The following is a 22,365-nucleotide window of genomic DNA, read 5'->3' as shown; positions in this document are numbered from 1 at the left end:
ACCCCGGTAGGGCCCACGCGGTCGGCCGTCGCGTTCGGATTGCCCGGGCTGAAACCCAGCGCCGGCACCAAAGCGTCAATGTTGCCGGAGCTGGCTCCGGCGTTGCCCTGGCCCGCACCCGCGTTGTCCCCGGGTTGGACGGCGGCCTGGCTCATCCCCGTGCCCACCGCGAGCGCCGAGCCGAGCAGTGCAGCGGCGGCACCTCCAATCACCAGCTTGCGCGTCCGGCTGCTGACTCCGCGTCGATACATGCACGGCTCCTCTTCGTTTCGGTACTGCTTGTGCCGAGATATACGAGCAATGATGTGGCAGCAGTTCATGACGCTGAGCAAGCGTTCCTTAAAGTATCTTTAACGCGACTCCCGGGGCGTGCAGCCGCCAGCATCGTCGCGCCCACGTCGGTGGGCACCCGGCCGCGGGTCAGCAGCGAGCCCGCCACCATCACCGTGAACGCGAGCGGCACCGTCCACACGGCCGGCTGCGCGAGCAGCTCGGTCTGCCAGCCGGACAGCGTCGGCCCGAACACCGTGACCAGCACCGCGGCCATCGCCGCGCCGCCACCGGTCGGCACGCCCGAGGCCGCCCCGGTGTCCGTGAGCCCGCGCCACCAGATGCGTCGTGGTCTTATCGGCGCCGTTCGGGCCGACAGCACGATCCGGGCCCACGCCTCAGCACGGGCCCAGAAGGTCCAACCTGTACTGTTCTCAGCCGACCCGGCCGAGCCGCGCGCTGAGGTCGGTCCGGAGGCCTCAGCACCCTTCCCGCGCTTCCCTGGCTTCAGCTACGGAGAGCAACTTCTCCGACCGCGTTGCTCGCTCATCAGCGACGCACTCGCGACAGTCGAATAAGCGGTCTCACCAGTAGGGCGGGCCGCCCAGCGCAGCGCCGGGTCCGCGGAGATGTCCCGCCGGCGCAGCGGCGCGTGCAGCAAGGTGAGCAGGCACATCACGTACGCGTCACGGTCGGGGGGCGGGGTTCTTCCTCAGCCCCGTGGTCGGTGAGGGCGGTGACGAGGGCGGCTACGGCCGGATGGGCGGCGGCGCCCTTGCGGTAGGCGATCCGGGTGCGGCGGCGTAGCGGCAGCGGGATCAACCGGACCCCGGCGGGGATGACGGCGGCTGGGGTGGTGGCCAGTTCGGGGACGAGCGCGACGCCCTGGCCGGCGGCCACCAGGGCGAGCACGGTGGCGAAGTCGTCGGCGCGGTGGCGTACCCGTGGGGTGTAGCCCTGGGCGGCGCAGATCCGGAGTGTCACCTCGTGGCAGAGGGTTCCTTCGCTCGCCATGATCCATGGGTGGTGGCGGGCGTCGGCCAGCGATGCGCACTCCGTGGTGGCCGGTCCGCTCGTTCCCGCGTCCCGGGCGGCCGTTACCGGGACGACGGCTTCGGGGACTGCGGGCTGCTGAGCGGTGAGCTCGCCGCCGCGGTGGACGGCGGATGCGGGCGTGCCGCGCCAGGAAGCCACGGGGAGGGCGAGGTGGACCAGTTCGTCCAGCAAGGGGACCGAGTCGAGGTCCGGGTCCACATCGCCGGGCGCGACGTCGTAGTCGTTGAGCAGGCCGGCGTCCAGGCGCCGCTCGCGCAGGGCGGCCGGCACCTGCACGGGATCCAGTTCGGTCACCATCAACTCCAGAGCCGGGTGCTCGCGGCCCAGCCGGACCAGGGCCGGCGGCAACAGCGTGCGCACCGCGGTCGGGAAGGCGCCGATCCGCAGCGGCCCGGCCGGCCCGGCCCGCAGAGCCGCCAGCGCCGCACCGGTCTCCTCCAGCGCGGACAGCACCGTCGCGGCGTGCCGGGCCAGCACCCGGCCGGCGGGCGTGAACGTGACCCGGCGGCCGGTGCGTTCCAGCAGCGCGACGCCCGCCTCCCGCTCCAGCGCGGCCAGTTGCTGGGAGACCGCGCTCGGCGTGTACGACCGGGCCCGCGCCACCGCGGCGATCGTCCCGAGGCGTCGCAGATCGCAGAGCAGGGCCAGCCGCCGCACGTCGAGCATCAGTTCAGCTTACGGGCAGCACCACGAATGTGAACTGGACCTGATGCTCGACGGGGGCCAGGCTCGTGGCATGGAACTCACCGGCGTCCTGGTCCCGATGATCACCCCGTTCGACGAGTCCGGGGCGGTGGCGTACCCCGTACTGGAGAGGCTCGCTCTGGAAATCTTGGAGGCGGGCGCCGACGGCCTGGTGGCGCTCGGCACCACGGGGGAACCCGGCGCGCTCAGCCAGCCGGAGCGGCACGGTGTCCTCGACGTGCTGGCCAAGGTGTGCGCGGCGCGCGGCGTGCCGTTGATCGCCGGCGAGCAGTTTCCGCGGGCGGCCGCGACGCTGAGCCTGGTGCCACCGTTCGTGCGCCCGGGCCCCGAGGGCGTGGTCGCGCACTTCACCGCGCTCGCCGAGGCCAGCCCGGTCCCGCTGGTCGTCTACCACGTGCCGGCGCGCACCGGTCAGCCCCTCGACGCCGCCACCCTGCGCCGCATCGGCGGGCTCGACCGGGTGGCCGGCGTCAAGTACGCCACCGGCGCCCTGGACGCCGACGTGATCGCGCTGCTGGCCGGCCCGCCGCCCGGGTTCCGGATCCTGGCCGGCGACGACGTCTTCCTGTCCCCGCTGCTGGCGCTGGGCGCGGCCGGTGGGATCCTGGCGTCCGCGCACATCGCCACGGACCGGTTCGCCGCTCTGTTCCGGGCCTGGCGCGACGGCGACGTGGGCACCGCCCGCAAGCTGGGTCACGGGCTCGCCCGGCTGTCGGCGGCGCTGTTCGCCGAACCGAACCCCGCGGTGGTCAAGGCGGTTCTGCACGCGCAGGGCCGCATTCCGACTCCTTCGGTACGGCCACCGCTGCTCCCCGCCTCCCCGCAGGCGTTGCGGGCCGCGTGGGAACTGGCCGGCTGCTGAGCAAGGACCGCGGGGGAGCCGACCGGTCCCGAGCAAGAGCCACGGGGATCCGGCCGGCACCTGAGTGCGGCCCGCGTGGGAGCCGGCCGGCTCCCGGCTAATAGGCTGCGCCGGGTGACGAAACGGTTGCTGGTCACCGGCGGCAGCGGATCCCTGGGGCGGCGGGTGGTGGCCCGCGCCGCGGCGGCCGGCTGGGATCCGGTCGGGACATATGTGGCGAATCCCGCTCCCACCGCCGGTGTCCGGCTGGACATCCGCGACCCGGGCGACATCCGCCGGGTGCTGGCCGAGGTGCGGCCGGACGCGATCGTGCACACCGCCTCGGGCCGCGACCGCGACGACTGGCCGGCCACCGCTGACGGCGCCGCGCACCTGGCGATGGCCGCCCGCGGCATCCGCCTGGTGCACGTCTCCAGCGACGCCGTCTTCTCCGGGCGCGAGGTGCGCTACGACGAGTCGGCGCTGCCCGACCCGGTCTACAGGTACGGGTCGGCGAAGGCGGCTGCCGAGACCGCGGTCCGCGCGATCGACCCGTCGGCGGCGGTGGTGCGCACGTCGCTGATCCTCGGCGACGGCAACGGCGCGCACGAGGTGCTGACCCGTGACCTGATCGCCGGGCGGGCGCGGGGCGCGCTGTTCACTGACGAGGTGCGCACCCCGGTGCACGTGGACGATCTGGCCGACGCGCTGCTGGAGCTGGCCGCCGGCGAGTACGCGGGGGTGCTCAACGTGGCCGGCGCCGACCCGGTGTCCCGGTACGACCTGGGGGTGCTGGTCGCCCGCCGTGACGGGCTGGACCCGGCGGCGATCCCGTCGGCGTCGCTGGCCGCGCTGGGTCTGCGCCGCCCGGGTGACGTGCGGCTGGTCATCGACCGGGCCGGGCAGGTGTTGCGCACCCGGTTGCGCGGCGCCCACGAGTTCCTCGCCCGGTGATCCGGCATGGACACACCGAACCCGGTGATCCGGCCTGCGCCCACCGCGCGCGATGATGCCGGCATGCACGTGCCGAGCCCGATGACGACGGTCGGGGACTGGAGCACGCCGGCGCCGATGATCCCGGTCTGGGACATGGACGGCACGCTCATCGACTCCGCGACAGTCGTGCCACGGGCGTTCGCCGGTGCGGTGGCCGACCTGGGCGGCCCGCCGGTGACCCCGGACGATGTGGTGGCGGCCTACTGGCGGGGCACCACCGAGGTGATCCTGTCCTTCCTGATGGGCCGGGAGCTGACCGCGACTGATCACGAGGCGTACTACCGGCGGCTGGCCGGCGCCGTGGTGGCCCCCTACCCGGGCGTGGCGGACACGCTGGCCGCCCTGCGCGGCGCCGGCCTCCCGGTCGCCGTGTTCACCGGCGCCAGCACCCGCGCCGCGGGCCTGCTGCTGGCCGCGGCCGGCATCGCACCGGACCTGCTGATCGGCGGCGATCTGGTGCGCCACCCCAAGCCGGCGCCGGACGGCCTGCTGCTGGCCGCCCGCCGGCTCGGCGTCACCCCGGACCGCCTGATCATGGTCGGCGACTCCCCGCTCGACCTGGGCTCGGCGCGGGCGGCCGGCAGTCGCGGCGCCGCCGCGGCCTGGGGCCACATGTACGACGCGACCGCTCTCGCCGACCACGTCCTGGCCGAGCCGAAGGACCTGCTGCCGCTGCTGGCCACGACCTGAGCCCGCCGTCCCGGCCGGATGCGGCGCCGGGGGAGGGCCGCCGTCCGAGACCGGCCGCGCCGTCGTCACGGAGAGAGCGGCGGGAAAGCGGCGTCGCGATAAGAGACCGCCGGTGGCGCGGCCGTGGCGAAGAGCGGCACTGTGGCGGAGGGGCCGCCGGGCGCGGAGCACGGCGGCGAAAAACCGGTGTCGCTGCCGCGTCCGGCACCGCGATACTGCCCGGATGAGCGAGAGCCGCACGATTCGCGTGACCGTACGCGGGTCCTTCGATGCCCTGACCGACGAGCAGAAGGCCGAGCTGGCCGCGAACGGCGGTGACGACCTGCTGACCGTGCGGTACACCGAGCAGGGGCACATCACCTACGACATCGCGGCGCGCCCGTTCTTCACCTTCCGTTTCGCCGAGCAGGTCGATGACGAGAAGGAGATCCCGCAGGCCGCGATCCGGGCCGAGATGAAGGCCGTCGCGTGGCTGGAGGAGCGCGGCTACGGCTACAAGAAGATCACCTCGCAGACGGTGGACATGTCGGAGGTGCCGCTCGGCAAGCGCGGCCGCCGGGAGGCCGCCGGGAACTGATGTGGCGACCGCCGGCCCGGTCGCGCCGGCGGACGCGGACGCCGCCCTAGCGTTCCGCGGCGCTGCGCTCCACGCAGAACTCGTTGCCCTCCGGGTCGCGCATGGTGACCCAGCCGGTGCCGTCGGGTTTGCGGTGGTCCTCGTGGATGCTGGCGCCCAGCGACAGCATCCGCTCGACGAACTCGTCACGGGTGCCGGTGGGCGGCTGGATGTCCAGGTGCAGCCGGTTCTTGCCGGTCTTGCCCTCGGGCACGGCCAGGAACAGGATGCCCGGTGACTGCTCGAACGGCGAGCGCAGCAACGCCTCCTCGCTGTCCGAGTCGTCCTCGATCGGGTAGCCGGTCAGCTGCGCCCAGAACTGGGCGATCTTGAGCGGGTCGTGCGCGTCGACGGTGATGTGCCGGATCGGGTTGGCGGTCATGCCGTCCATCATGCCCGGTGCCGCACGTGCCGGTGGCCGGGCTGTGGATAGCTCGGGTGCGGCGGTAACTCGGCGTCGAGCAGATATCCACAGTGGCGGGCGACCGCGCACGACGCGAGGTTGTCCACGTCGTGGATGAGCGCGATCGAGGCCATCGCGAACCGGGCGAACGCCCAGCCGGTGATCTGCTCGACGGCCCATCCGGCCACGCCTTGCCGGCGGGCGTGCGCGGCCGTCCAGTAGCCGACCTCCCACTGGCCGGGCCGTGGTCGCTTGAGGACCACGTGCCCGGCGATCGCGCCGTCGCGCAGCACCGCGAACGCGTGCCGGCCCTCGGCCGTCTGCGACGCGATCCACGCGTGCGGCGGCAGGGGGCTGGTCGATCGCCGTACCGCCGGGTCGTCGAGAGGCGGCCGCAGCTGCCCCGCGTCGCGCGGGTCCCATGGCCTGAGCATCAATGCCACGACACGCACCCTACATCGTCAACTCAAGGTTGACGATCCCGAAGCGTCAACCTATGGTTGACGCCATGACCTCATTCGACCCACCGGTCCGCCTCGACGACCTGATCAGCGCGATCACCAAGAACCGTCCCGACAACCCGCTCGACCGGCTCTCCGACGCGGTCCTGCTCGGCGACCACCTGGGGGAGCTGGCCGACCACCTGATCGGTCACTTCGTAGACCAGGCCCGCCGCTCCGGCGCGTCCTGGACGCAGATCGGCGCCAGCATGGGAGTGTCCAAGCAGGCCGCGCAGAAACGGTTCGTGCCCAAGGACAAACTCGACCCGTCGCAGGGCTTCAACCGGTTCTCCGACCTGGCGCGCGCCGCGATCGTGGCGTCGATGAACGCGGCCGCCCAGCACCGCAACCGCGAGATCACCCCCGCGCACCTGATGCTCGGGCTGCTCGAGCAGAGCGAAGGCCTGGCCGCGCGCGCGATCGCCGCGCAGGGCCTGAGCGTCGACGCGGTCCGCGAGCGCATGCTCGCGGCGCTGCCGCCGGCCGCCGCCGAGGTGCCGGCGCTGATTCCCTACGACACCCGCTCCCGCAAGGTCCTCGAGCTGACGTTCCGGGAGGCGCTGCGCCTCTCGCACGAGCACATCGGCACCGGTCACCTGCTGCTCGCGCTGCTGCAGGAGGAAGAACCCGAAGGGGGCGTACTGCACGGGCTGGGGGTGCACAAGGCCGCCGCCGAGCAGACCGTGACCGCCGGGCCGGACGAGACCCGCGCCGGTTAACCCAGCGGGAAGTCGGTAAGGGTCTGCCAGCCGTCGCCGGGCTCGGGCCGGCCGGTGATCAGGTGCAGCGACGTGACCCGGGCGTGGATCGGCAGCCGCGTTTCGACCTGCGCGGCCACCTGCGCCAGCCCGGGCGAGTCCTGCCCGACGGTCAGGTGCGGGACGACCTCGGTGAACTGCCCGCCGTAGGGCCGCGCCCGCGGGAACCGCACGGCCAGCCGGTTGGTCAGCTCACGGAACGGTTCGGCCGGGCTGGGCGACAGCCACAGCACGGAGTCGCCGAACCAGCCGACCCGGTCCAGGCTCAGGTAGAAGCCCGGCACGCCGGCCGCGATCAACCGGATCGCGGCGAGCACCGGCGGGCTCAGCTGCTCCGGCGGCAGGAACGGGAAGATCACCGTGATGTGTGCGGGCACACCCCAGGACGCGGACCGGTCCAGTCGCGCCCGCAGGCCGGCGACCACCGGCTCGGCCTCCGGGACCGGGACGATCAGGGCGCTGTGCGTCGGTTCCATCCGCGATAGTGTCGTCGAGGGATGCCGCCGGGCAAAGCACATACTGACGTTTGTCATGGGCGAGCCGTGACGCATAGCGGGGACGCGCCCACCGCGGGATCCGAACAATGTTTCTCATGACGCTCACCGCTTCGACAGACCTCGCGGTCCCCGGCACGCAGCAGCCGGCCGTGCACCTGGACGGCGTGGTCAAACGGTTCGGCACGGTCACCGCCGTGAACGGGCTGGATCTGCGCATCCGCCCCGGCGAGGTGGTGGCCCTGCTCGGGCCCAACGGCGCCGGCAAGACCACCACCGTCGACATGCTGCTGGGCCTGTCCCAGCCCACCCAGGGCACGGTACGGGTGTACGGGCGGGCCCCGCAGGAGGCTGTCGCGCTGGGCCAGGTGTCGGCGGTCATGCAGTCCGGTGGGCTGCTCAAGGACTACACGGTCGAGGAGACCGTGCGGCTGACCGCGGTGCTGTTCGGCAAGCCACGCGACGCGGTGCGCGGCGCGCTGCGGCGGGCCGGGATCGCCGACATCGCCGACCGGCTGGTCGGCAAGTGCTCCGGCGGGCAGCAGCAGCGGCTGCGGTTCGCGATGGCCCTGCTGCCCGACCCGGAGCTGCTGATCCTGGACGAGCCCACCACCGGCATGGACGTCGGCGGGCGCCGCGAGTTCTGGGACGCGATCCGTCAGGACGCCCGAGGCGGCCGCACCGTCATCTTCGCCACGCACTACCTGGAGGAGGCCGACGCGTACGCCGACCGGGTGGTGCTGGTGCGCCGCGGCCGGATCGTCGCCGACGGCACCGCCAGCGAGGTCAAGGCCCTGGCCGCCGGCCGCACCGTGCGCGCCACGCTGCCCGGCGCGCGGCCGGCCGACCTGGATGCGATCCCCGGCGTCGAGTCCAGCGAGATCCGCGGCGACAACGTCTACCTGCACGGCCAGGACAGCGACGCGATAGCCCGCCACCTGCTCACCCGCACCGAGGCCCGGGACCTGGAGATCACCTCCCGGAACCTGGAGGACGCGTTCCTCACCCTGACCGCCGACGAGGAGAACCCGGCATGACCGCCACCACCGTGCACCGCAGCCTGCCCCGATACGGCGGCTTCACCCTCGGCATGATCGCCCTGGAGCTGCGCCGGCTGATCCGCAACAAGCGCACCGTCGTGTTCAGCGTGGTCATGCCGCCGGCGTTCTTCCTGCTCTTCGGCACCAGCGCCGACTACCGGACCGAACGCGCCGGCGACGGCAACGTCACCGGCTACGTGCTGATCAGCATGGCCGTCTACGGCGCCATGCTGGCCACCACCTCCGGCGGGGCGATGGTGTCCATCGAACGGGCCGCCGGCTGGAGCCGGCAACTGCGGCTGACGCCGCTCACCCCGGCCGCGTACGTCGCGGTCAAGCTCACCCTCGCGATGATCATCGGGTTGGTGTCGGTGCTCGTGGTCAACGTGACAGGGTTGTTCTTCGGCGCCGACCTGCCCACCGGCGAGTGGATCGGCTGCGCCGCGCTGGCCTGGGTGTGCGCGCTGGTGTTCGCCGCGTTCGGCCTGTTCATGGGCTACCTGTTGCCCAGCGAGAACGTGATGCAGATCCTCAGCCCGGCGCTGGCGCTGCTGTCGTTCGCCGGCGGGCTGTTCGTGCCCCTGGACGCCCTGGGCCACACCTTCGCCACGATCGCGAAATTCACTCCGGTGTACGGGGTCGGCGAGCTCGCCCGCTACCCGGTCACCCACAGCGGGCACCTGTGGCAGGCCGTGCTCAACGTGATCGCGTGGACGCTGGTCTTCTCGGCCGGCGCGATGTGGCGGTTCCGCCGCGACACCGCCCGCGTCTGAGCCTGCCGGTACCTTTCCAGTCATGGCGCCGGCCACCACCGACATCCCCGGCCGAGGCTCCCGCTTCGGCGGGGCGTTCGCCGCTATCTGGCTGTTCTACCTCGGCGAGAACCTGCACGCGCTGCTGCGGCACCCGGACGGGATGTGGCGCGACGTCGGGCTGGCCGCGCTGCTGCTGTTCGCCGGCACCTACCTGGTGCTGATCGGCTCGATGCGTCACCTGCGCCGCGACGCGTCGGGCCCGCAGCGGGTCCTGCCGGTCTGGGCCGGCCTGGCCGTCATGCTGGTGCTGGCGCTGCTGCAGGCCCCGGCCGCCGGGTCGTCGATGCTGCCCTGCGCGGTGTATCTGAGCGCCAGCGCGGTGATGGGCCTGCCGTTGCGCCAGGGCCTGGCCGTTGCGGTCACCGTCGCCGCCTCCGTGGAGATCGTCATCCGGTTCGTGCCGGGCTGGCACGCCGTCAGCCAGGGCTACGCGCTGGCCGTGGTGCTGGCCGCGGCCGCCACCTGGGGCATGCGCCTGGCCTTCGAGCGGCAGAGCCGGCTGATCGAGGCCCAGCACGAGCTGGCCGCGCTGGCCGTCTCCGACGAACGGGCCCGCATCGCCGCCGACCTGCACGACATCCTCGGCCACTCGCTGACCGTGGTCGCGGTCAAGGCCGAGCTGGCGCAGCGGCTGCTCGACGTCGACGTCGAACGCGCCCGCGCCGAACTCAACGACCTGGAGGCGCTGGCCCGCGACGCGCTGGCCGACGTGCGGGCCACCGCGATGGGCATGCGCGGCATCTCGCTGCCCGGAGAGATCGCCGCCGCCAAGGCCGCCCTGGCCGCGGCGAACGTCACCGCCGAACTGCCCGGCGCGGCCGACGACGTGCCGACCCGCAACCGGGAGCTGTTCGCCTGGACGATCCGCGAAGCGGTCACCAACATCGTGCGGCACAGCCGGGCCCGGCACGCCGAGGTCCGGCTGACCCCCGACAGCGTCGAGATCCTCGACGACGGTCCCGGCTCGGCCACGCCGTCGCACGCCGGTCAGGGCCTGGCCGGGCTGCGCCGGCGCGCCGACGAGCTGGGCGCACACCTGACCGCCGGCCGGCGCAAGGACGAACCGGGCTTTCGCGTACGAGTGGAGATCCCCTCATGATCAAGCTGTTGCTCGCCGACGACCAGGCCCTGGTGCGTGGCGCGATGGCGGCCCTGCTCGACCTGGAACCGGACCTCAAGGTGGTCGCCGAGGTGGGGCGCGGCGACGAGGTGGTGGACGCGGCCCGCGCCCACGACGCCGACGTGGCGCTGCTGGACGTGCAGATGCCCGGACTGGACGGGATCGCCGCGGCGCGGCTGCTGCACGACGCGCTGCCCGCCTGCAGAGTGCTGATGGTGACCACCTTCGGCCGGGCCGGCTACCTGCGCCAGGCGATGGCCGCCGGGGCCGCCGGGTTCGTCGTCAAGGACACCCCGGCGCGGCAGCTGGCCGACGCGGTCCGCCGGGTCCACCAGGGCCTGCGGGTGGTGGACCCGGCTCTGGCCGCGCAGAGCCTGGCGCACGGCGACTCGCCGCTGACCGAACGCGAGACCGACGTGCTGCGCGCGGCCAGCGACGGCGGCACGGTCGCCGACATCGCCCGCGAGCTGCGCCTGTCCGACGGCACGGTGCGCAACCACCTGTCGTCAGCGATCGGCAAGACCGGCGCCCGCACCCGCGCCGAAGCGGTCCGCCTGGCCGTCGACAATGGCTGGCTGCTGGGCTGAGCCCCCGCCACGCCGGCCGCCGGCGTGCCGCAAGTGGCCGCGGCCAGCCGATGAATCTGCTATACGCCCGACCGCCGCACTTGAGAAGAATTTCGCAGCGCAACCGAGCGGCAACCAAGTGTGCCCGTTCGCTGCACCCGTAGCCGCGAAAAGTTCCCCCTGCAACCGACACCACGGGGGGAACCGAAATGACCGCCACCGCTCGTCAGGCCGCCGCCACGACCACCACCCGCACCGCCGCGGCCACCCGTACGGTCAGCCGCGAGCAGGAGCAGCTGATCCGCGACAACATGGCGCTGGTCGGCCACATGGTCCGGGAGATGCTGTTCAAGGTGCCGCCGCACGTGCACCGCGACGACCTCGCCTCCGCCGGTTACGCCGCCCTGGTCACCGCCGCGCAGGCCTACGACGAGTCCCGCGGCATCCCGTTCGGCCGGTTCGCCGCCGTCCGCGTGCGCGGCGCCCTGCTCGACGAGCTGCGCAGCATGGACTGGGCCAGCCGATCGGTGCGCGCCCGCGCCCGCCGCGCCGAGGCGGCCCGCGAGGAGCTGACCCGCCAGCTGGGCCGCACCCCGACCGCCGAGGAACTGGCCGAACTGCTCGGCGTCGCGGTCGGCGAACTCAGCAACGTCGACGACGACGTGCAGCGCGCCGCCGTCCTCTCGCTGCAGGGCTTCACCGCCGGCACCGCCGAGGACATGGTCCCCGAGACGGCGCTGAACCCCGAGGAGATGCTGCTGCACCGCGAGCGCCTCGGCTACCTGCACGACGCGGTCACCGTGCTGCCCGAGCGGCTGCGCTTCGTCGTGGAAGCCTCCTTCCTGCAGGAACGCCCGCTCTGCGAAGTGGCCGCCGAACTCGGCGTCACCGAGTCGCGCGTCTCGCAGCTGCGCACCGAGGCCCTGGCGCTGCTGCGCGACGGCCTGACCACCCACATGGAGCAGGTCAGCGCCCCGGTCGCCAAGGACGGCTGCGTCACCCGCCGCCGCGCCGCCTACACCGCGCAGATCGCCGCCCGCAGCACCATGGCCAGCCGCCTGAGCGTCACCAACGCCCACGGCATGCGCCTGGCCGTCGCCGCCTGATGAGCCCTCGCCCGGCGGGGCCGGCCGTGCCGACCGGCACGCCGCCCCGCCAACCGGGGGAGACCCGGGTCGGACCGCCCGCATGCCAAACCCGGCAGTCCGCGACGCCCCACCTCCGGCCGGGGCCGAAAGTATGGCCGGACCGCTGAGCGGCCCGGCCGCCCGCCGCAACCTGCAACCCTGACAAAGCGCTTGCACCGGGTCCGACCACCAGGCACAGTGGTCGCCAGACCCGAACCGGAGGAGCACAGACGCGCCATGTGAGAGCACACCCAACCCGCCCCGGTTGCCCACGCTCTCCCGGAAGGCCCGCCCATGCCCGCCCACCTCAAAGCCAGCGGCCTCGCCCACGCCCACGACGGCGACCTGCTCTTCGCCGACCTCGACCTGGTCCTGCGCGACGGCGACCGCATCGGCATCGTCGGCCCCAACGGCGCCGGCAAAACCACACTGCTGCGCGTGCTCGCCGGTGACCTGCCACCCACCCACGGCAGCATCACCCTCGCCGCCGGCACCCGCATCGCCCACGTGCCCCAACAAGTCCCCGACCCCACCGGCACCGTCGCCGCGTTCCTCACCGCCGGCCTCGGCGAACTCGCCGACGTCACCGCCACCATGCGCCACCTGGAAACCCGCCTCGCCGCCGGCGACGACGTCCTCGACGCCTACGCCACCGCCCAGGAACGCTGGACCACCCTCGAAGGCTGGACCGCCGACACCCGGCTCACCGAGATCCGCCAACGCCTCGACATCGACCACCTCGCCGACACCCTGCCCCTGACCAGCGTCTCCGGCGGCGAACAAGCCCGCCTGCTGCTCGCCCGCGCCCTGCTGGCCACACCCCACCTGCTGCTGCTCGACGAACCCACCAACCACCTCGACGCCGACGGCGCCGCCTGGCTACGCGACTGGCTGCACGACTTCCCCGGCGGCGTACTCACCGTCAGCCACGACCGCGCCTTCCTCGACGCCACCGTCACCCGCATCATCGAACTCGACGGCATCAACCACCGGCCACAGGACTACCCCGGCGCCGGCTACACCGCCTACCGCCAGGAGAAACAACGCCGCTGGCAACGCCTGCTGCTCGACTACGAAGCCCAGGAAAAAGACCGCGCCCGCGCCGAAGCCGACATCGCCCGCACCAAAAACCACGCCCGCGGCGTCGAAACCAGCATCCGCTCCGGCGCCGAAGCCCCACACCTGCGCCGCGTCGCCCGCCTCGTCGCCCGCAAAGCCAAAGTCCGCGAACGCCGGCTACGCCGCCAGATGGCCTCCGTACGATGGATCGCCGAACCCCGCCGGCGCCCACCACTGACCCTCGCCTTCCCCGACGACGACGGCAACCCCGGCGACACCGTCCTCACCATCCGCGGCCTGCACCACACCTACGGCGACCGGACCCTGCTCGATCACGTCGACCTCGACGTCACCCGCGCCGACCGCATCCTGATCACCGGCCGCAACGGCTCCGGCAAAACCACACTGCTGCGCGCCATCGCCGACACCCACCCCCACGTCGCCGTCCTCCCACAGACCACCGACCATCTGCGCACCAGCACCACCGTCATGGACTACTTCCGCGCCCACGTCCCGGTCTACGCCGACGACGCCGAACGCCTGCTCACCGGCCACCAGTTCGACCCCGACCAGTGGACCGTACGACTACCGGACCTGTCCGCCGGAGAACTACGCCGCCTGCTGCTCGCCGTGCTCGTCAACAGCCCCGCCCGCATCCTGCTGCTCGACGAACCCACCAACTTCCTCGACTTCGACGCCCTCGACGTCATCGAAGAAGCCCTGCGCCGCTACCGCGGAACCCTGCTCATGGTCAGCCACGACCAGTACTTCGCCGACGCCGTCGGCCACAACCGCCACTGGCATGTCACCGACGGCACCGTGATCCAGAACTGAGACGACGAGGCGCACGCCACCGGTCACGCCCAGACCGCACCACCGCGCGACGGCCATCCCCTGCGGTCACGACGCCATCACCGACGACCCGCCGTTGCGGGCGGTGACACGCCGCAGCTCAGCGCGAGCGTGCACCACCGCCGGTGTGTCCGTGGCCCCCGAACCGGCGAGGGCATGCGCCAGATCGTGCACGGCCTCGACGGCGTGCCGGGCCGCACGGCGACTGTGCAACTGCCTCGCATAAGCTCTACGGTCCCTGCGCAGACCACTCACCGCGTCCAGCAGAGCCGGAGAAACCAGACCCGACTCCACCTCCGGACCCAGCAGATCCCGGGTCCACGAGCGCTCCCTGGCCGCGGCCTGGCGCAGGACCAGGAACAGCACCGGCAGCTCGACAGCCGCGAGAACGAACGGCAGCACGTCGGCAACCGCCGGGACGCCACCACTGAGCCCCGTCACATCATCCCAGGCAAAATGGAACACCATCGCGGTCAGCATGGCCAACACCCCACGGGCGACGCGGCGTTCGCCGCGCACCCGACCCAGAACCCACATCACCCCGGTACAGAAGATCGCACTGAACAACGCATGCGACACGACGCCCGTCGCACCGCGCAGCAGAAAAATCTTCAGAGCCGCACCGACCTGACCCACCCCGTACGTGGACGTGGCACTGTTGAACGCATACAGCACGTCCTCGAAGACCTCGAAACCCAGACCGATGAACGCGCCGATGATGAACCCGTCATAAGCGCTGCGCACCAACCGCGGCGCCAAGCCGATGAGCAGCACCAACCCCAGCGCCTTGCTCCACTCCTCGTTGATCGGCGCGGTCAGCCCCGCCGCCCAGCGGTACGCGAAGCTAGTCCCGCCCAGCTTCGACCAGACCTCCAGCAAAAACGAGTTCGCCGGCAGCGAGACCCAGAAAGTGGCCGCGACCCCACCCCAGACGAAAGCAGTCGCCAGCAGACCGGGCGGCTGCGAGGTGTAACGGTTGTGCCGGCACAGCAACACCAGCCACGGCACCAGATACACACCGAACAGCAACACCCCGGCAGCCAGCGCCGGCCCGTAGAAGCCCCCACCCCGGCTGAAATACCGCAGCATGGTGAGGCCACCGGTCCCCACCCCCAGCAGATACACCCAGAACGCGGCGTTGTGCGGCTGCAACAGCCGGAACGGTTGACCCCAGCCCGACTCCTCGATCGCGGCCAGCTGCGCCCGCCCGGCGGCCGACCCGGACGTGACCGTCATCGGCTCGCCCCCACAGTGATGCTGCGCAGCAGCGCCGCGACAGCCTCCTGATACTGGGGGAGCTGTCCCGGCGCTGTCCGCACCCGCACCAGCAGCGCCGGGGCCGCCTCGACAGCCCGGGCCGGGCCGACGGCCATCTTGAACGCGGCGACCACCGCGTCACCACCCGGGCCACTACTGCTCTCCACCACGCCGGCCAACCCGGCACCGGTCACGATCGTCTGGCGCGGGCCATTCACAGCCGGCGGCCTGTCATCGCTCTCCGACCGCCGAACCTGATCCAGGAACGCTCCCGCGGAACCCGAGAACGACGAGCCCGTCATGGTGATACGCGCACCCCCGGACGCCAGGACCACGTGCAGATCTGTCGCACTCGCCCCGGGCTGACCGGTCAGGAAGCCCTTCTGCAGCTCCCAGCCGACCGGCGGCACAGCCGTCGCGCCACCACCGAGATCCAGCACGTCACCGGCCCTGACCCGGTTGTGCCAGGGAATCGCCGCGTCGAGCGCCTGCCACCCGTAAATCAACACCAGGCCCACGACCAGCGCGAACACCGCCGGCCGCAAAGTACGGCGATCCAAGCCGAAGAACCGGTGCTCGACCGGCGCCCAACCGCCCGACAGGCCCGATTCATACACGGCGACAGCAGCTCCTCACGACCGCCCTCGACACACGCCGACCCCGGCCCCGGCACCGCCACCCGGTGACACACCACTTCGGTGCCAGCCCCCGCCCTCCCGGTCCGGAGCGGACCCAGCAAACTCTAGAAGGCCATCGCACCGGCCGCGCAGGAACGCGCAACTCCCACCACCGGGCAGGCATCAACCGCCACGGGCAGGTCGCCGACCGCGCCGTGATCCGCAACTGAGACGATCAGGCGCATGTCGCTGCAGCCCCACCCCACCGCGTCAGCCACCCAGTTCACCGAGGCCTGGCTGGAGAACCGGCGACTGTCCGACCACACCCGCGACGCCTACCGCCGCGACGTCGCCTCCTGGCTCACCTGGTGCACCGAACACGGCCTCGACCCCCGCCACGCCACCTTCCTCGACATCAACGCCTACGCCCGCGCCCTCGAAGCCCGCCCCATGGCCGCCGCCACCGTCGCCCGCAAACTCTCCGGCCTCTCCAGCTGGTACGCCTTCCTGCACAAACTCGGCGCCGTAACGGCCAACCCGGTCGGGGGAGCGGACCGCCCCTACGTCGACCGCGACCACTCCGCCACCGTCGGCCTCACCCCCGAAGAAGTCGACGCCCTGCTCGCCGCCGCCGACCGGCAGGACGGCCCCGCCGCCGCCCGCCACCGCGCCGTGCTCACCCTCCTGGCCGACCTCGGACTCCGCGTGGGGGAGCTGGTCAGCCTCGACCTGACCGACATCGGCTGGGAACGCGGACACCGCACCGTCCGCTTCACCGGCAAAGGCGGCCGCCCCCGCCGCCGCGTCCTGACCCCCGGCGCCGCCGCCACCCTCGACGAATACCTGCGCACCCGCGGCACCGGCCCAGGACCGCTGTTCGCCACCTCCACCGGCTCCCGCATCGACAGGCACGCCGTCTTCCGCCTCGTACGCCGCCTCGCCGCCGACGCCGGCATCGCCGGCGCCGACAAACTCTCCCCGCACTCGCTGCGCCACGCCTTCGCCACCGCCGCCCGCGCCGAAGGCGTCCCCCTCGAAGACGTCCAGGACGCCATGGGACACGCCGACCCGCGCACCACCCGCCGCTACGACCGTGACCGTCACAACCTGGACCGTGACCCCGCGTACACCATCGCCGCGGCCAGGGACCGCCGCAGGAGCGCGTGACCCACACCCCTATGCTCTGACCCGGCCACACAAGCGACAAACAGGGCGGGATCAGGGTTTGAACATCTTCGAAGCAATCTTGATGGGCGCAGTGGAGGGCGTCACCGAGTTCCTCCCGGTGTCGAGCACCGGTCACCTGACCATCCTGGAGAAACTACTCGGTTACCGACTCGACGACCCCGACATCACCGCATTCACCGTCATCATCCAATCCGGCGCCGTCCTGGCCACCATCATCTTCCTGATGAAGGACATCCTCCGGATCGTCCCCGCCTTCTTCAAAGGCCTCGCCAGCAAACCAGCCCGCGAAAACCCCGACTTCCGCTTCGCCTGGGCCGTCATCCTCGGCTCCATCCCCATCGTCATCGCCGGCCTGACCTTCAAAGACGCCATCGAAACCACCCTGCGCAGCCTCTGGTTCGTCGCCATCGCCCTGATCGTCTGGTCCGCCGTCATGGCCTTCGCCGACCACGCCGCCACCCAGGTCCGCCACGAAGACGACGTCACCTGGAAAGACGCCCTCATCATCGGCATCGTCCAATGCCTCGCCGTCATCCCCGGCATCTCCCGCTCCGGCTCCACCATGTCCGCCGGCCTGCTGCGCGACCTCGACCGGGTCACCGTCACCAAACTCTCGTTCTTCCTGTCCGTACCCGCCCTCGCCGGCGCCTCGATCCTGCAGGGCTACGAAGAGTTCGACAACATCTCCCGAGGCGTCGGCTGGACCAACACCCTCGTCGCCACCGCCGTCAGCTTCGTCGTCGCCTACTTCGCCGTCACCTGGCTCCTCAAATTCGTCGCCAAACACTCCTACAGCATCTTCATCTTCTACCGCCTCGCCCTCGGCGCCCTGCTCATCCTCCTGCTCTCGACAGGCACCATCTCCGCCCAGTGACACCCCCGCACCACAAAAAAGCGCCCGCATCCACGCGGGCGCTTTTTTGCTATCCGGAAACTCACGACGGCTGCGAACCCGCCTCACCCAACTCCGCCAACCGCGCCTCGATCTCCGCCAGCTCCGCCCGCAACCGCTGCGCCTGCTGCTCCGCCTCAGCCCGCTCCGCCGCCAGAATCTGCTCGACCGCCTCCTGCACCCCCGGCACGTCGATCAACTGCACCATCTTCAACGCCTCGGCCGGCCGGATCACATACGGCTTCGCCAACGCCTTCGCACCCTGCGTCGCACCCACCGTCCACTCGCCCTCGCCATACGCCAACGTCACCGTCAACGACGGCGACGGCTTCGCCTTCACCGGCCGCGCCGCCTTGCGCGGAGCCGGCGCCGACACGTCCTGCTGCACTTCCTTGTCCACGTCATCCTCACTCTTACGCTGCACCGGAGCCGGCTTCGGCTTCTCGATCGGCTTGTCGATCAGAAACTCCGGCCCCGGCAACACCGGCTCGGCAACCGGCTCGGCAACCGGCGCCGCCTTACGAGCCGGCACACCCTTCGGCGCGATCCGCAGATCACCGGGGGAGAAGGGCAACTCGTCGCGCCCGAAGCGCACCACCACCCACTCCTCGGACACCGCCGGATCCTCCAGCCCGACCACCTGCCCGATCTGCCCGGAAATCTGCCCCGCCGACTCGGTGAACTGCACCTTCGGCTTCCGCCCGGCCGCCAGCGCGTCCCGGATCCCGCTCAACTCCTCCGTGGTCAACCCACGGGCCTCCACGCCCGCCGCGGCCATCGTCCCCACCTTCGTACGCCTGTATGAGTGGGCCTCTTTCTACCAGCACCCACCGACAACAACCCGCACGCCTCGCCGAACAGCCCCGCCACGACCAAACAAGATCATCGCCCGGCCGCGCGTCGACGGGGGAGAGGGGCTGCGGGCGCCACGCGCGAACACCGTCAACGGGCGTCCCGCCGCGCGCCACCCGCACGAGACCAATGCGGACAGAACCGGTGCGACGACCGCCTCGGTCCCCATCGTTGCGTGCCCGCGGTGCGGCCGCCGCGCTCAGCGCGGCCTGAAAAGTCAGCGCGGCCGGAAAAGCCCGTGAACCGTCATCCCGCCGACAACTGCCGGTCCAGTGCCCGGCCGACCAACCGAAATATCAGGTCGATAATGTACATTATGTCAACTTAACGGCGGAGCGGGGCTCGCCGGAGCATTCGACGGGCCGCGCGCTTTCCAACCTCTTGCGGGCGGGAGCTCCAAGGCCCCGGCCAGGCGGTCCGCCGCCGGCTTCCGGCCGGGCCGGGGCCGCGATCGCCGCGGTACGCCTGAAGCGCCGCGGCGACCACGCAACCGCCCGAACCCGGTCCGGGCGCAGTCGCCCGCGCCCGGACCGGAGCGTCGCGCGCTCCCCGATCGAGGCGTCAGCTCCCGGGCGGTACGGCGAAGCCGCAGCCGGACGTGCTCCCGAGCTGCGCGCTCCCGATCGAGGCGTTGGCAGCGTTCCCCCAAAGAGGTGGCACCGCCGGCCAACCCAGGCGCTTTCGGGTGAAAGGTGGTTAAACGTCAGCGGTCATGCTAGGGTCCATCAGGAACGAATGCGTATATATCATGCATAATATCTCTTATGCAGCAAGTAACACCTGACGAGCCGGACACCGAGCCGACTGAGCTGACCGAGCTGATCGACGAGTTCCTCGCCGCGCGGGCCACCCGGAAGCCGTCGGCGCACACGCTCGCCGCGTACCGACGCGATCTCGATCTGGTGCTGCGGCATGCGCTGCCCGCGCCGGCCTCCCCTGCCGACCTCTCCCCTCGCGTGCTGCGTTCCGCGTTCGCGCGGTTCGCCGCCGACCGCGCCCCCGCGTCGGTGGCGCGGGCTTGGTCGTCGTGGAACGCGTTCTTCACGTTCCTGGTGACCGAGGGGGTGGTGGCGGGCAATCCGATGTCGGCGGTGGACAAGCCGCGGCTGGTGGCCCACTCCCCCAAGCCGTTGCGGGGTGAGGACACGCCGGAGCAGTTGCTGCGGGTGGTGTCGCGCGCCGACGAGCGGCAGCGGGATCCGTGGCCGGAGCGGGACGTGCTGGTGCTGGCTCTGGCGTTGTGTGCCGGGTTGCGGTTGTCGGAGTTGCTGGGTCTGCGGGTGGGTGCGGTGTCGGGGCGGGCCGGTGAGCGGCGGGTGGAGGTGGCCGGCAAGGGTGGTCGGCCGCGTTCGGTGCCGATCGACGACGGTCTGGATGCGGTGGTGCGGCGGTATGTGCAGAGCCGGCGGGTGCGGTTCGGGCGGGTGGACGGTGCGGATCCGTTGCTGGTGGACCGGCACGGGGCGCCGTTGCGGCGGGGTGGTCTGCAGTATCTGGTGCGCTCGTGTTTCCGGCGGGCGGGGATCGGTGACCGGGTGCCGCGGGGTGCGCAGCTGCATGCGTTGCGGCACACGTTCGCGACGCGGTTGGCGGAGGACGGTGCGAACGCGTCGGAGATCATGCGGTTGCTGGGGCATGCGTCGCTGGCGACGTCGCAGAACTACATCGAGGTGACGGCGGAGCAGCAGCGGGCGGCGATCCAGTCGAATCGCACGAACCGGGTGTTACGTGAGCTGGGGTGAGAGCCCGTAGGTTGATCTCTTATGAGGTTGCGTGAGGACGAGGTCCGGGTGGGTGCGATCCGGTCGGTGGTGGTCTCGCCGGTCGGGGGTGGGCCGTTTCCCGGGGTGTTGCTGTACACGGACATTTTTCAGCTGACGGAGTCGACGTTGCGCTCGGCGCGCCGGTTGGCGTCGTACGGGTTCGTGGTGTGTGTGCCGGAGATCTATCCGCATGGTGAGCTGGCCGGGGTGGCGCTGGAGTTCGACGAGGCGGGCAAGGCGCGGGGGTTGGCGGGTGCGGCGGCGACGCCGACGGCGCGCTTCGATGCCGATCGGGTGGTGGTGCTGGATTATTTGCAGCGGCGTGCGGATGTGTCGTCGTTGCTGGTGACGGGTTTTTGCATCGGTGGGCATCTGGCGTTCCGGGCGGCGTTCGATGAGCGGGTGTCGGCGGCTGTGTGTTTTTATCCGACCGGGTTGCACGATGGGGTGCTGGGTGCGGATGTGGCGGATTCGCTGGCGCGGGCCGGTGAGATCCGGGGCCGGTTGATGGTGGTGTTCGGGTCGCGGGATCCGCATGTGCCGGCGCAGGCGCGGTTGCGGACCGTGGAGGCGTTGTATGCGGCTGGTCTCGATGATGTGGAGTTGCACGTTTATCGGGGTGGTGAGCATGCGTTCATGCGGGATGTGGGTGCCCGGCATGATCCGGTGTTGACGGATCTGGCGTTGGCCGAGGCGGTCTCGTTCTTTCGTGGGCGTTGATGTTTCCGCGGGCCACGTTGCGTACCGATCGGTTGGTGTTGCGCCCGTTCGAGGCGGCGGATGCGGCGGGGGTGCATGCGGCGTGGAACGAGCGGGAGTTTCTGCGGTTCGCGCCGGTGGGTTTCCGGTTCGCGGGGGCGAGTCTGGATCGTGCGGTGGAGTGGTGTGCGCGTGGTGAGATTTTTGCGGGGGTGGAGCGGGCCAGTGGCCGGTTGGCGTGTCATGTGACGTTGTTCGGCGCGGACTGGTCGTCGAAGGTGACGGAGATTCACTATTGGACGGCGGTGTGGGCGCGGGGCCGGGGTTTCGCGGCGGAGGCGGCGCGGGCGGCGGGCCGGTGGGCGGTGTCGGAGCTGGGGTTCGCGCGGGTGTCGTTGTTGTCGGACATGCGCAATGTGGGGTCGCTGGGGGTGGCGCGGGCGGCGGGTTTCCGGTTCGAGGGGGTGTTGCGTAATGCGTCGTGGACGCGGTCGGGCCGGGGTGATCTGGCGTCGTTCAGTCTGATCCCGCAGGATCTGGAGCCGGGTCAGGTGTAGGAGCGTGCGGTGCGCAGCAGGAAGGCGGGCAGGAGCAGTTTCTGGTCGTCGGCTGCGGCGGTGACCTGGACGTCTTTGACGGTGGTGTCGGTCCAGACGGGTTCCGGGAAGCAGTGCAGCAGGGTGTCGCGGGTGATGGTCCAGCCCGGCCCCGCGGCGGCGGAGACGGCGAGGACGTAGAGCAGGGTGCCGGGTTCGGCGAGGGTGGGCAGGTGGGCGAGGTAGTCGTCGAGGCCGCCGTCGCGGTGCAGGTTGTGCAGCAGGCCGCTGTCGAAGATGGTGTCGAACGGCGCGTTCGGCAGGTTGATCCTCGTGGCGTCCTGGACTTCGAAGCGGGCGGTGAGGCCTGCGGCTTTCTGGCGGGCGCGTTCGATGGCCACGGGTGAGATGTCGACGCCGGTGACGTGGTAGCCGCGGCGGGCCAGGGTGCAGGCGAGGTCGCCGGTGCCGCAGCCGAGGTCGAGGACTTTGGGGCCGCGCACGCCGTGTTCGAGCAGGGCGGTGAGGGCCGGTTGGGGGCGGCCGATCTCCCAGGGCGTGTTGCCGGTGCGGTAGCGCTCGTCGTAGTCGGTCATCGTCGCCCCGTGGTTGTGCTGGCCGGACGGTCTCAACCGGGGTGTGATGATCGGTCG

At 71.6% G+C, this 22,365-nt stretch carries 24 protein-coding genes and 2 pseudogenes; 16 read left to right on the top strand and 10 right to left on the bottom strand.

Annotation, left to right across the window (positions count from 1 at the left end):
* The 3 genes and pseudogenes from Asi03nite_RS00220 to Asi03nite_RS00210 form a co-directional block, all read right to left on the bottom strand.
* Window positions 1-251, bottom strand: a pseudogene (locus Asi03nite_RS00220) (hypothetical protein); the annotation flags it as partial.
* 88 nt (window positions 252-339) lie between these two features.
* Window positions 340-616 (bottom strand): annotated as a pseudogene (locus tag Asi03nite_RS00215) (cation acetate symporter); the annotation flags it as partial.
* Between the two features lie 329 nt (window positions 617-945).
* Window positions 946-1,992, bottom strand: a complete 1,047-nt coding sequence (locus tag Asi03nite_RS00210) for a LysR family transcriptional regulator (RefSeq protein WP_203675981.1) — start codon at window positions 1,990-1,992, stop codon at window positions 946-948.
* A gap of 70 nt (window positions 1,993-2,062) precedes the next feature.
* On the opposite strand from Asi03nite_RS00210, the gene Asi03nite_RS00205 reads away from it, so the two are divergent.
* The 4 genes from Asi03nite_RS00205 to Asi03nite_RS00190 all read left to right on the top strand — a co-directional run bounded on the left by Asi03nite_RS00205 (window position 2,063) and on the right by Asi03nite_RS00190 (window position 5,135).
* Window positions 2,063-2,893: a dihydrodipicolinate synthase family protein gene (locus Asi03nite_RS00205; protein ID WP_203675980.1), complete on the top strand. Its 831-nt coding sequence runs from the start codon at window positions 2,063-2,065 to the stop codon at window positions 2,891-2,893.
* 114 nt (window positions 2,894-3,007) lie between these two features.
* Entirely contained in the window at window positions 3,008-3,826 is an 819-nt protein-coding gene (locus Asi03nite_RS00200; RefSeq protein WP_203675976.1) for an SDR family oxidoreductase, read from the top strand.
* Between the two features lie 63 nt (window positions 3,827-3,889).
* Window positions 3,890-4,558 (top strand): HAD family hydrolase, encoded by a 669-nt coding sequence (locus tag Asi03nite_RS00195; protein ID WP_239102207.1) that lies wholly within the window; start codon window positions 3,890-3,892, stop codon window positions 4,556-4,558.
* 223 nt (window positions 4,559-4,781) lie between these two features.
* Complete coding sequence (locus tag Asi03nite_RS00190; protein WP_203675968.1) at window positions 4,782-5,135, top strand: DUF6204 family protein; 354 nt, start codon at window positions 4,782-4,784, stop codon at window positions 5,133-5,135.
* 46 nt (window positions 5,136-5,181) lie between these two features.
* Here the strand turns inward: Asi03nite_RS00190 and Asi03nite_RS00185 are convergent, their stop codons facing one another.
* Both Asi03nite_RS00185 and Asi03nite_RS00180 read right to left on the bottom strand, forming a co-directional pair.
* Window positions 5,182-5,556, bottom strand: coding sequence for a VOC family protein (locus Asi03nite_RS00185; protein ID WP_203675966.1), 375 nt, complete (start codon window positions 5,554-5,556; stop codon window positions 5,182-5,184).
* An 8-nt stretch (window positions 5,557-5,564) separates the two neighbouring features.
* A complete protein-coding gene (locus Asi03nite_RS00180; RefSeq protein ID WP_203675991.1) occupies window positions 5,565-6,011 on the bottom strand; it encodes a GNAT family N-acetyltransferase in 447 nt (148 codons plus the stop codon).
* A 74-nt stretch (window positions 6,012-6,085) separates the two neighbouring features.
* Between Asi03nite_RS00180 and Asi03nite_RS00175 the strand changes: the two genes are divergently transcribed.
* A complete protein-coding gene (locus Asi03nite_RS00175) occupies window positions 6,086-6,796 on the top strand; it encodes a Clp protease N-terminal domain-containing protein (protein ID WP_203675964.1) in 711 nt (236 codons plus the stop codon).
* On the opposite strand, the gene Asi03nite_RS00170 is transcribed toward Asi03nite_RS00175, so the two are convergent.
* A complete protein-coding gene (locus Asi03nite_RS00170) occupies window positions 6,793-7,311 on the bottom strand; it encodes a 2'-5' RNA ligase family protein (RefSeq protein WP_203675962.1) in 519 nt (172 codons plus the stop codon). The two genes, Asi03nite_RS00175 and Asi03nite_RS00170, sit on opposite strands and share 4 nt — an antisense overlap.
* 116 nt (window positions 7,312-7,427) lie before the next feature.
* Here Asi03nite_RS00170 and Asi03nite_RS00165 point away from each other — a divergent pair, with 116 nt between their 5' ends.
* From Asi03nite_RS00165 to Asi03nite_RS00140, 6 genes are all read left to right on the top strand, one after another.
* Window positions 7,428-8,366 carry an ABC transporter ATP-binding protein gene (locus Asi03nite_RS00165; RefSeq protein ID WP_203675960.1) on the top strand — a complete coding sequence of 313 codons (939 nt, stop codon included), beginning with the start codon at window positions 7,428-7,430 and terminating at the stop codon, window positions 8,364-8,366.
* A complete protein-coding gene (locus Asi03nite_RS00160; protein ID WP_203675958.1) occupies window positions 8,363-9,142 on the top strand; it encodes an ABC transporter permease in 780 nt (259 codons plus the stop codon). Before Asi03nite_RS00165 ends, Asi03nite_RS00160 begins: the two co-directional genes overlap by 4 nt.
* A 22-nt stretch (window positions 9,143-9,164) precedes the next feature.
* Entirely contained in the window at window positions 9,165-10,283 is a 1,119-nt protein-coding gene (locus Asi03nite_RS00155) for a sensor histidine kinase (RefSeq protein WP_203675956.1), read from the top strand.
* A complete protein-coding gene (locus tag Asi03nite_RS00150) occupies window positions 10,280-10,891 on the top strand; it encodes a response regulator transcription factor (RefSeq protein WP_203675954.1) in 612 nt (203 codons plus the stop codon). Before Asi03nite_RS00155 ends, Asi03nite_RS00150 begins: the two co-directional genes overlap by 4 nt.
* A 188-nt stretch (window positions 10,892-11,079) precedes the next feature.
* Window positions 11,080-11,976: a sigma-70 family RNA polymerase sigma factor gene (locus Asi03nite_RS00145; RefSeq protein WP_203675952.1), complete on the top strand. Its 897-nt coding sequence runs from the start codon at window positions 11,080-11,082 to the stop codon at window positions 11,974-11,976.
* A gap of 315 nt (window positions 11,977-12,291) precedes the next feature.
* Window positions 12,292-13,890 (top strand): ABC-F family ATP-binding cassette domain-containing protein, encoded by a 1,599-nt coding sequence (locus Asi03nite_RS00140; protein ID WP_203675945.1) that lies wholly within the window; start codon window positions 12,292-12,294, stop codon window positions 13,888-13,890.
* A 66-nt stretch (window positions 13,891-13,956) separates the two neighbouring features.
* Here Asi03nite_RS00140 and Asi03nite_RS00135 read toward each other — a convergent pair whose 3' ends face one another.
* On the bottom strand, window positions 13,957-15,144 hold the full coding sequence (locus tag Asi03nite_RS00135) for a PrsW family intramembrane metalloprotease (protein ID WP_203675943.1): 1,188 nt from the start codon (window positions 15,142-15,144) through the stop codon (window positions 13,957-13,959).
* Window positions 15,141-15,782 carry a hypothetical protein gene (locus tag Asi03nite_RS00130; protein WP_203675941.1) on the bottom strand — a complete coding sequence of 214 codons (642 nt, stop codon included), beginning with the start codon at window positions 15,780-15,782 and terminating at the stop codon, window positions 15,141-15,143. Before Asi03nite_RS00130 ends, Asi03nite_RS00135 begins: the two co-directional genes overlap by 4 nt.
* Window positions 15,783-16,025: 243 nt before the next feature.
* Here Asi03nite_RS00130 and Asi03nite_RS00125 point away from each other — a divergent pair, with 243 nt between their 5' ends.
* Complete coding sequence (locus Asi03nite_RS00125; protein ID WP_203675939.1) at window positions 16,026-16,949, top strand: tyrosine-type recombinase/integrase; 924 nt, start codon at window positions 16,026-16,028, stop codon at window positions 16,947-16,949.
* 58 nt (window positions 16,950-17,007) lie between these two features.
* Window positions 17,008-17,844 (top strand): undecaprenyl-diphosphate phosphatase, encoded by an 837-nt coding sequence (locus Asi03nite_RS00120; protein ID WP_203675937.1) that lies wholly within the window; start codon window positions 17,008-17,010, stop codon window positions 17,842-17,844.
* Between the two features lie 61 nt (window positions 17,845-17,905).
* On the opposite strand, the gene Asi03nite_RS00115 is transcribed toward Asi03nite_RS00120, so the two are convergent.
* Window positions 17,906-18,640, bottom strand: coding sequence for a hypothetical protein (locus tag Asi03nite_RS00115; protein ID WP_203675935.1), 735 nt, complete (start codon window positions 18,638-18,640; stop codon window positions 17,906-17,908).
* A gap of 838 nt (window positions 18,641-19,478) precedes the next feature.
* Here Asi03nite_RS00115 and Asi03nite_RS00110 point away from each other — a divergent pair.
* The 3 genes from Asi03nite_RS00110 to Asi03nite_RS00100 are packed head-to-tail and all read left to right on the top strand — an operon-like array spanning window position 19,479 to window position 21,733.
* Window positions 19,479-20,456 carry a tyrosine-type recombinase/integrase gene (locus Asi03nite_RS00110; protein ID WP_203675933.1) on the top strand — a complete coding sequence of 326 codons (978 nt, stop codon included), beginning with the start codon at window positions 19,479-19,481 and terminating at the stop codon, window positions 20,454-20,456.
* 21 nt (window positions 20,457-20,477) lie between these two features.
* On the top strand, window positions 20,478-21,197 hold the full coding sequence (locus Asi03nite_RS00105) for a dienelactone hydrolase family protein (protein WP_203675931.1): 720 nt from the start codon (window positions 20,478-20,480) through the stop codon (window positions 21,195-21,197).
* Between the two features lie 35 nt (window positions 21,198-21,232).
* Window positions 21,233-21,733, top strand: a complete 501-nt coding sequence (locus Asi03nite_RS00100; protein WP_203675929.1) for a GNAT family N-acetyltransferase — start codon at window positions 21,233-21,235, stop codon at window positions 21,731-21,733.
* Here Asi03nite_RS00100 and Asi03nite_RS00095 read toward each other — a convergent pair.
* The gene (locus Asi03nite_RS00095; RefSeq protein ID WP_203675927.1) at window positions 21,724-22,308 is read right to left on the bottom strand and encodes a class I SAM-dependent methyltransferase; all 585 of its coding nucleotides are present in this window, start codon (window positions 22,306-22,308) and stop codon (window positions 21,724-21,726) included. The two genes, Asi03nite_RS00100 and Asi03nite_RS00095, sit on opposite strands and share 10 nt — an antisense overlap.
* Between the last annotated feature and the right edge of the window lie 57 nt (window positions 22,309-22,365).

It is taken from the genome of Actinoplanes siamensis (genome assembly GCF_016862395.1).
In the GTDB taxonomy this organism is placed as follows: domain Bacteria; phylum Actinomycetota; class Actinomycetes; order Mycobacteriales; family Micromonosporaceae; genus Actinoplanes; species Actinoplanes siamensis.
Note: the sequence above shows the minus strand (reverse complement) of the source record. Positions and strands in the feature narration are given on the sequence as shown.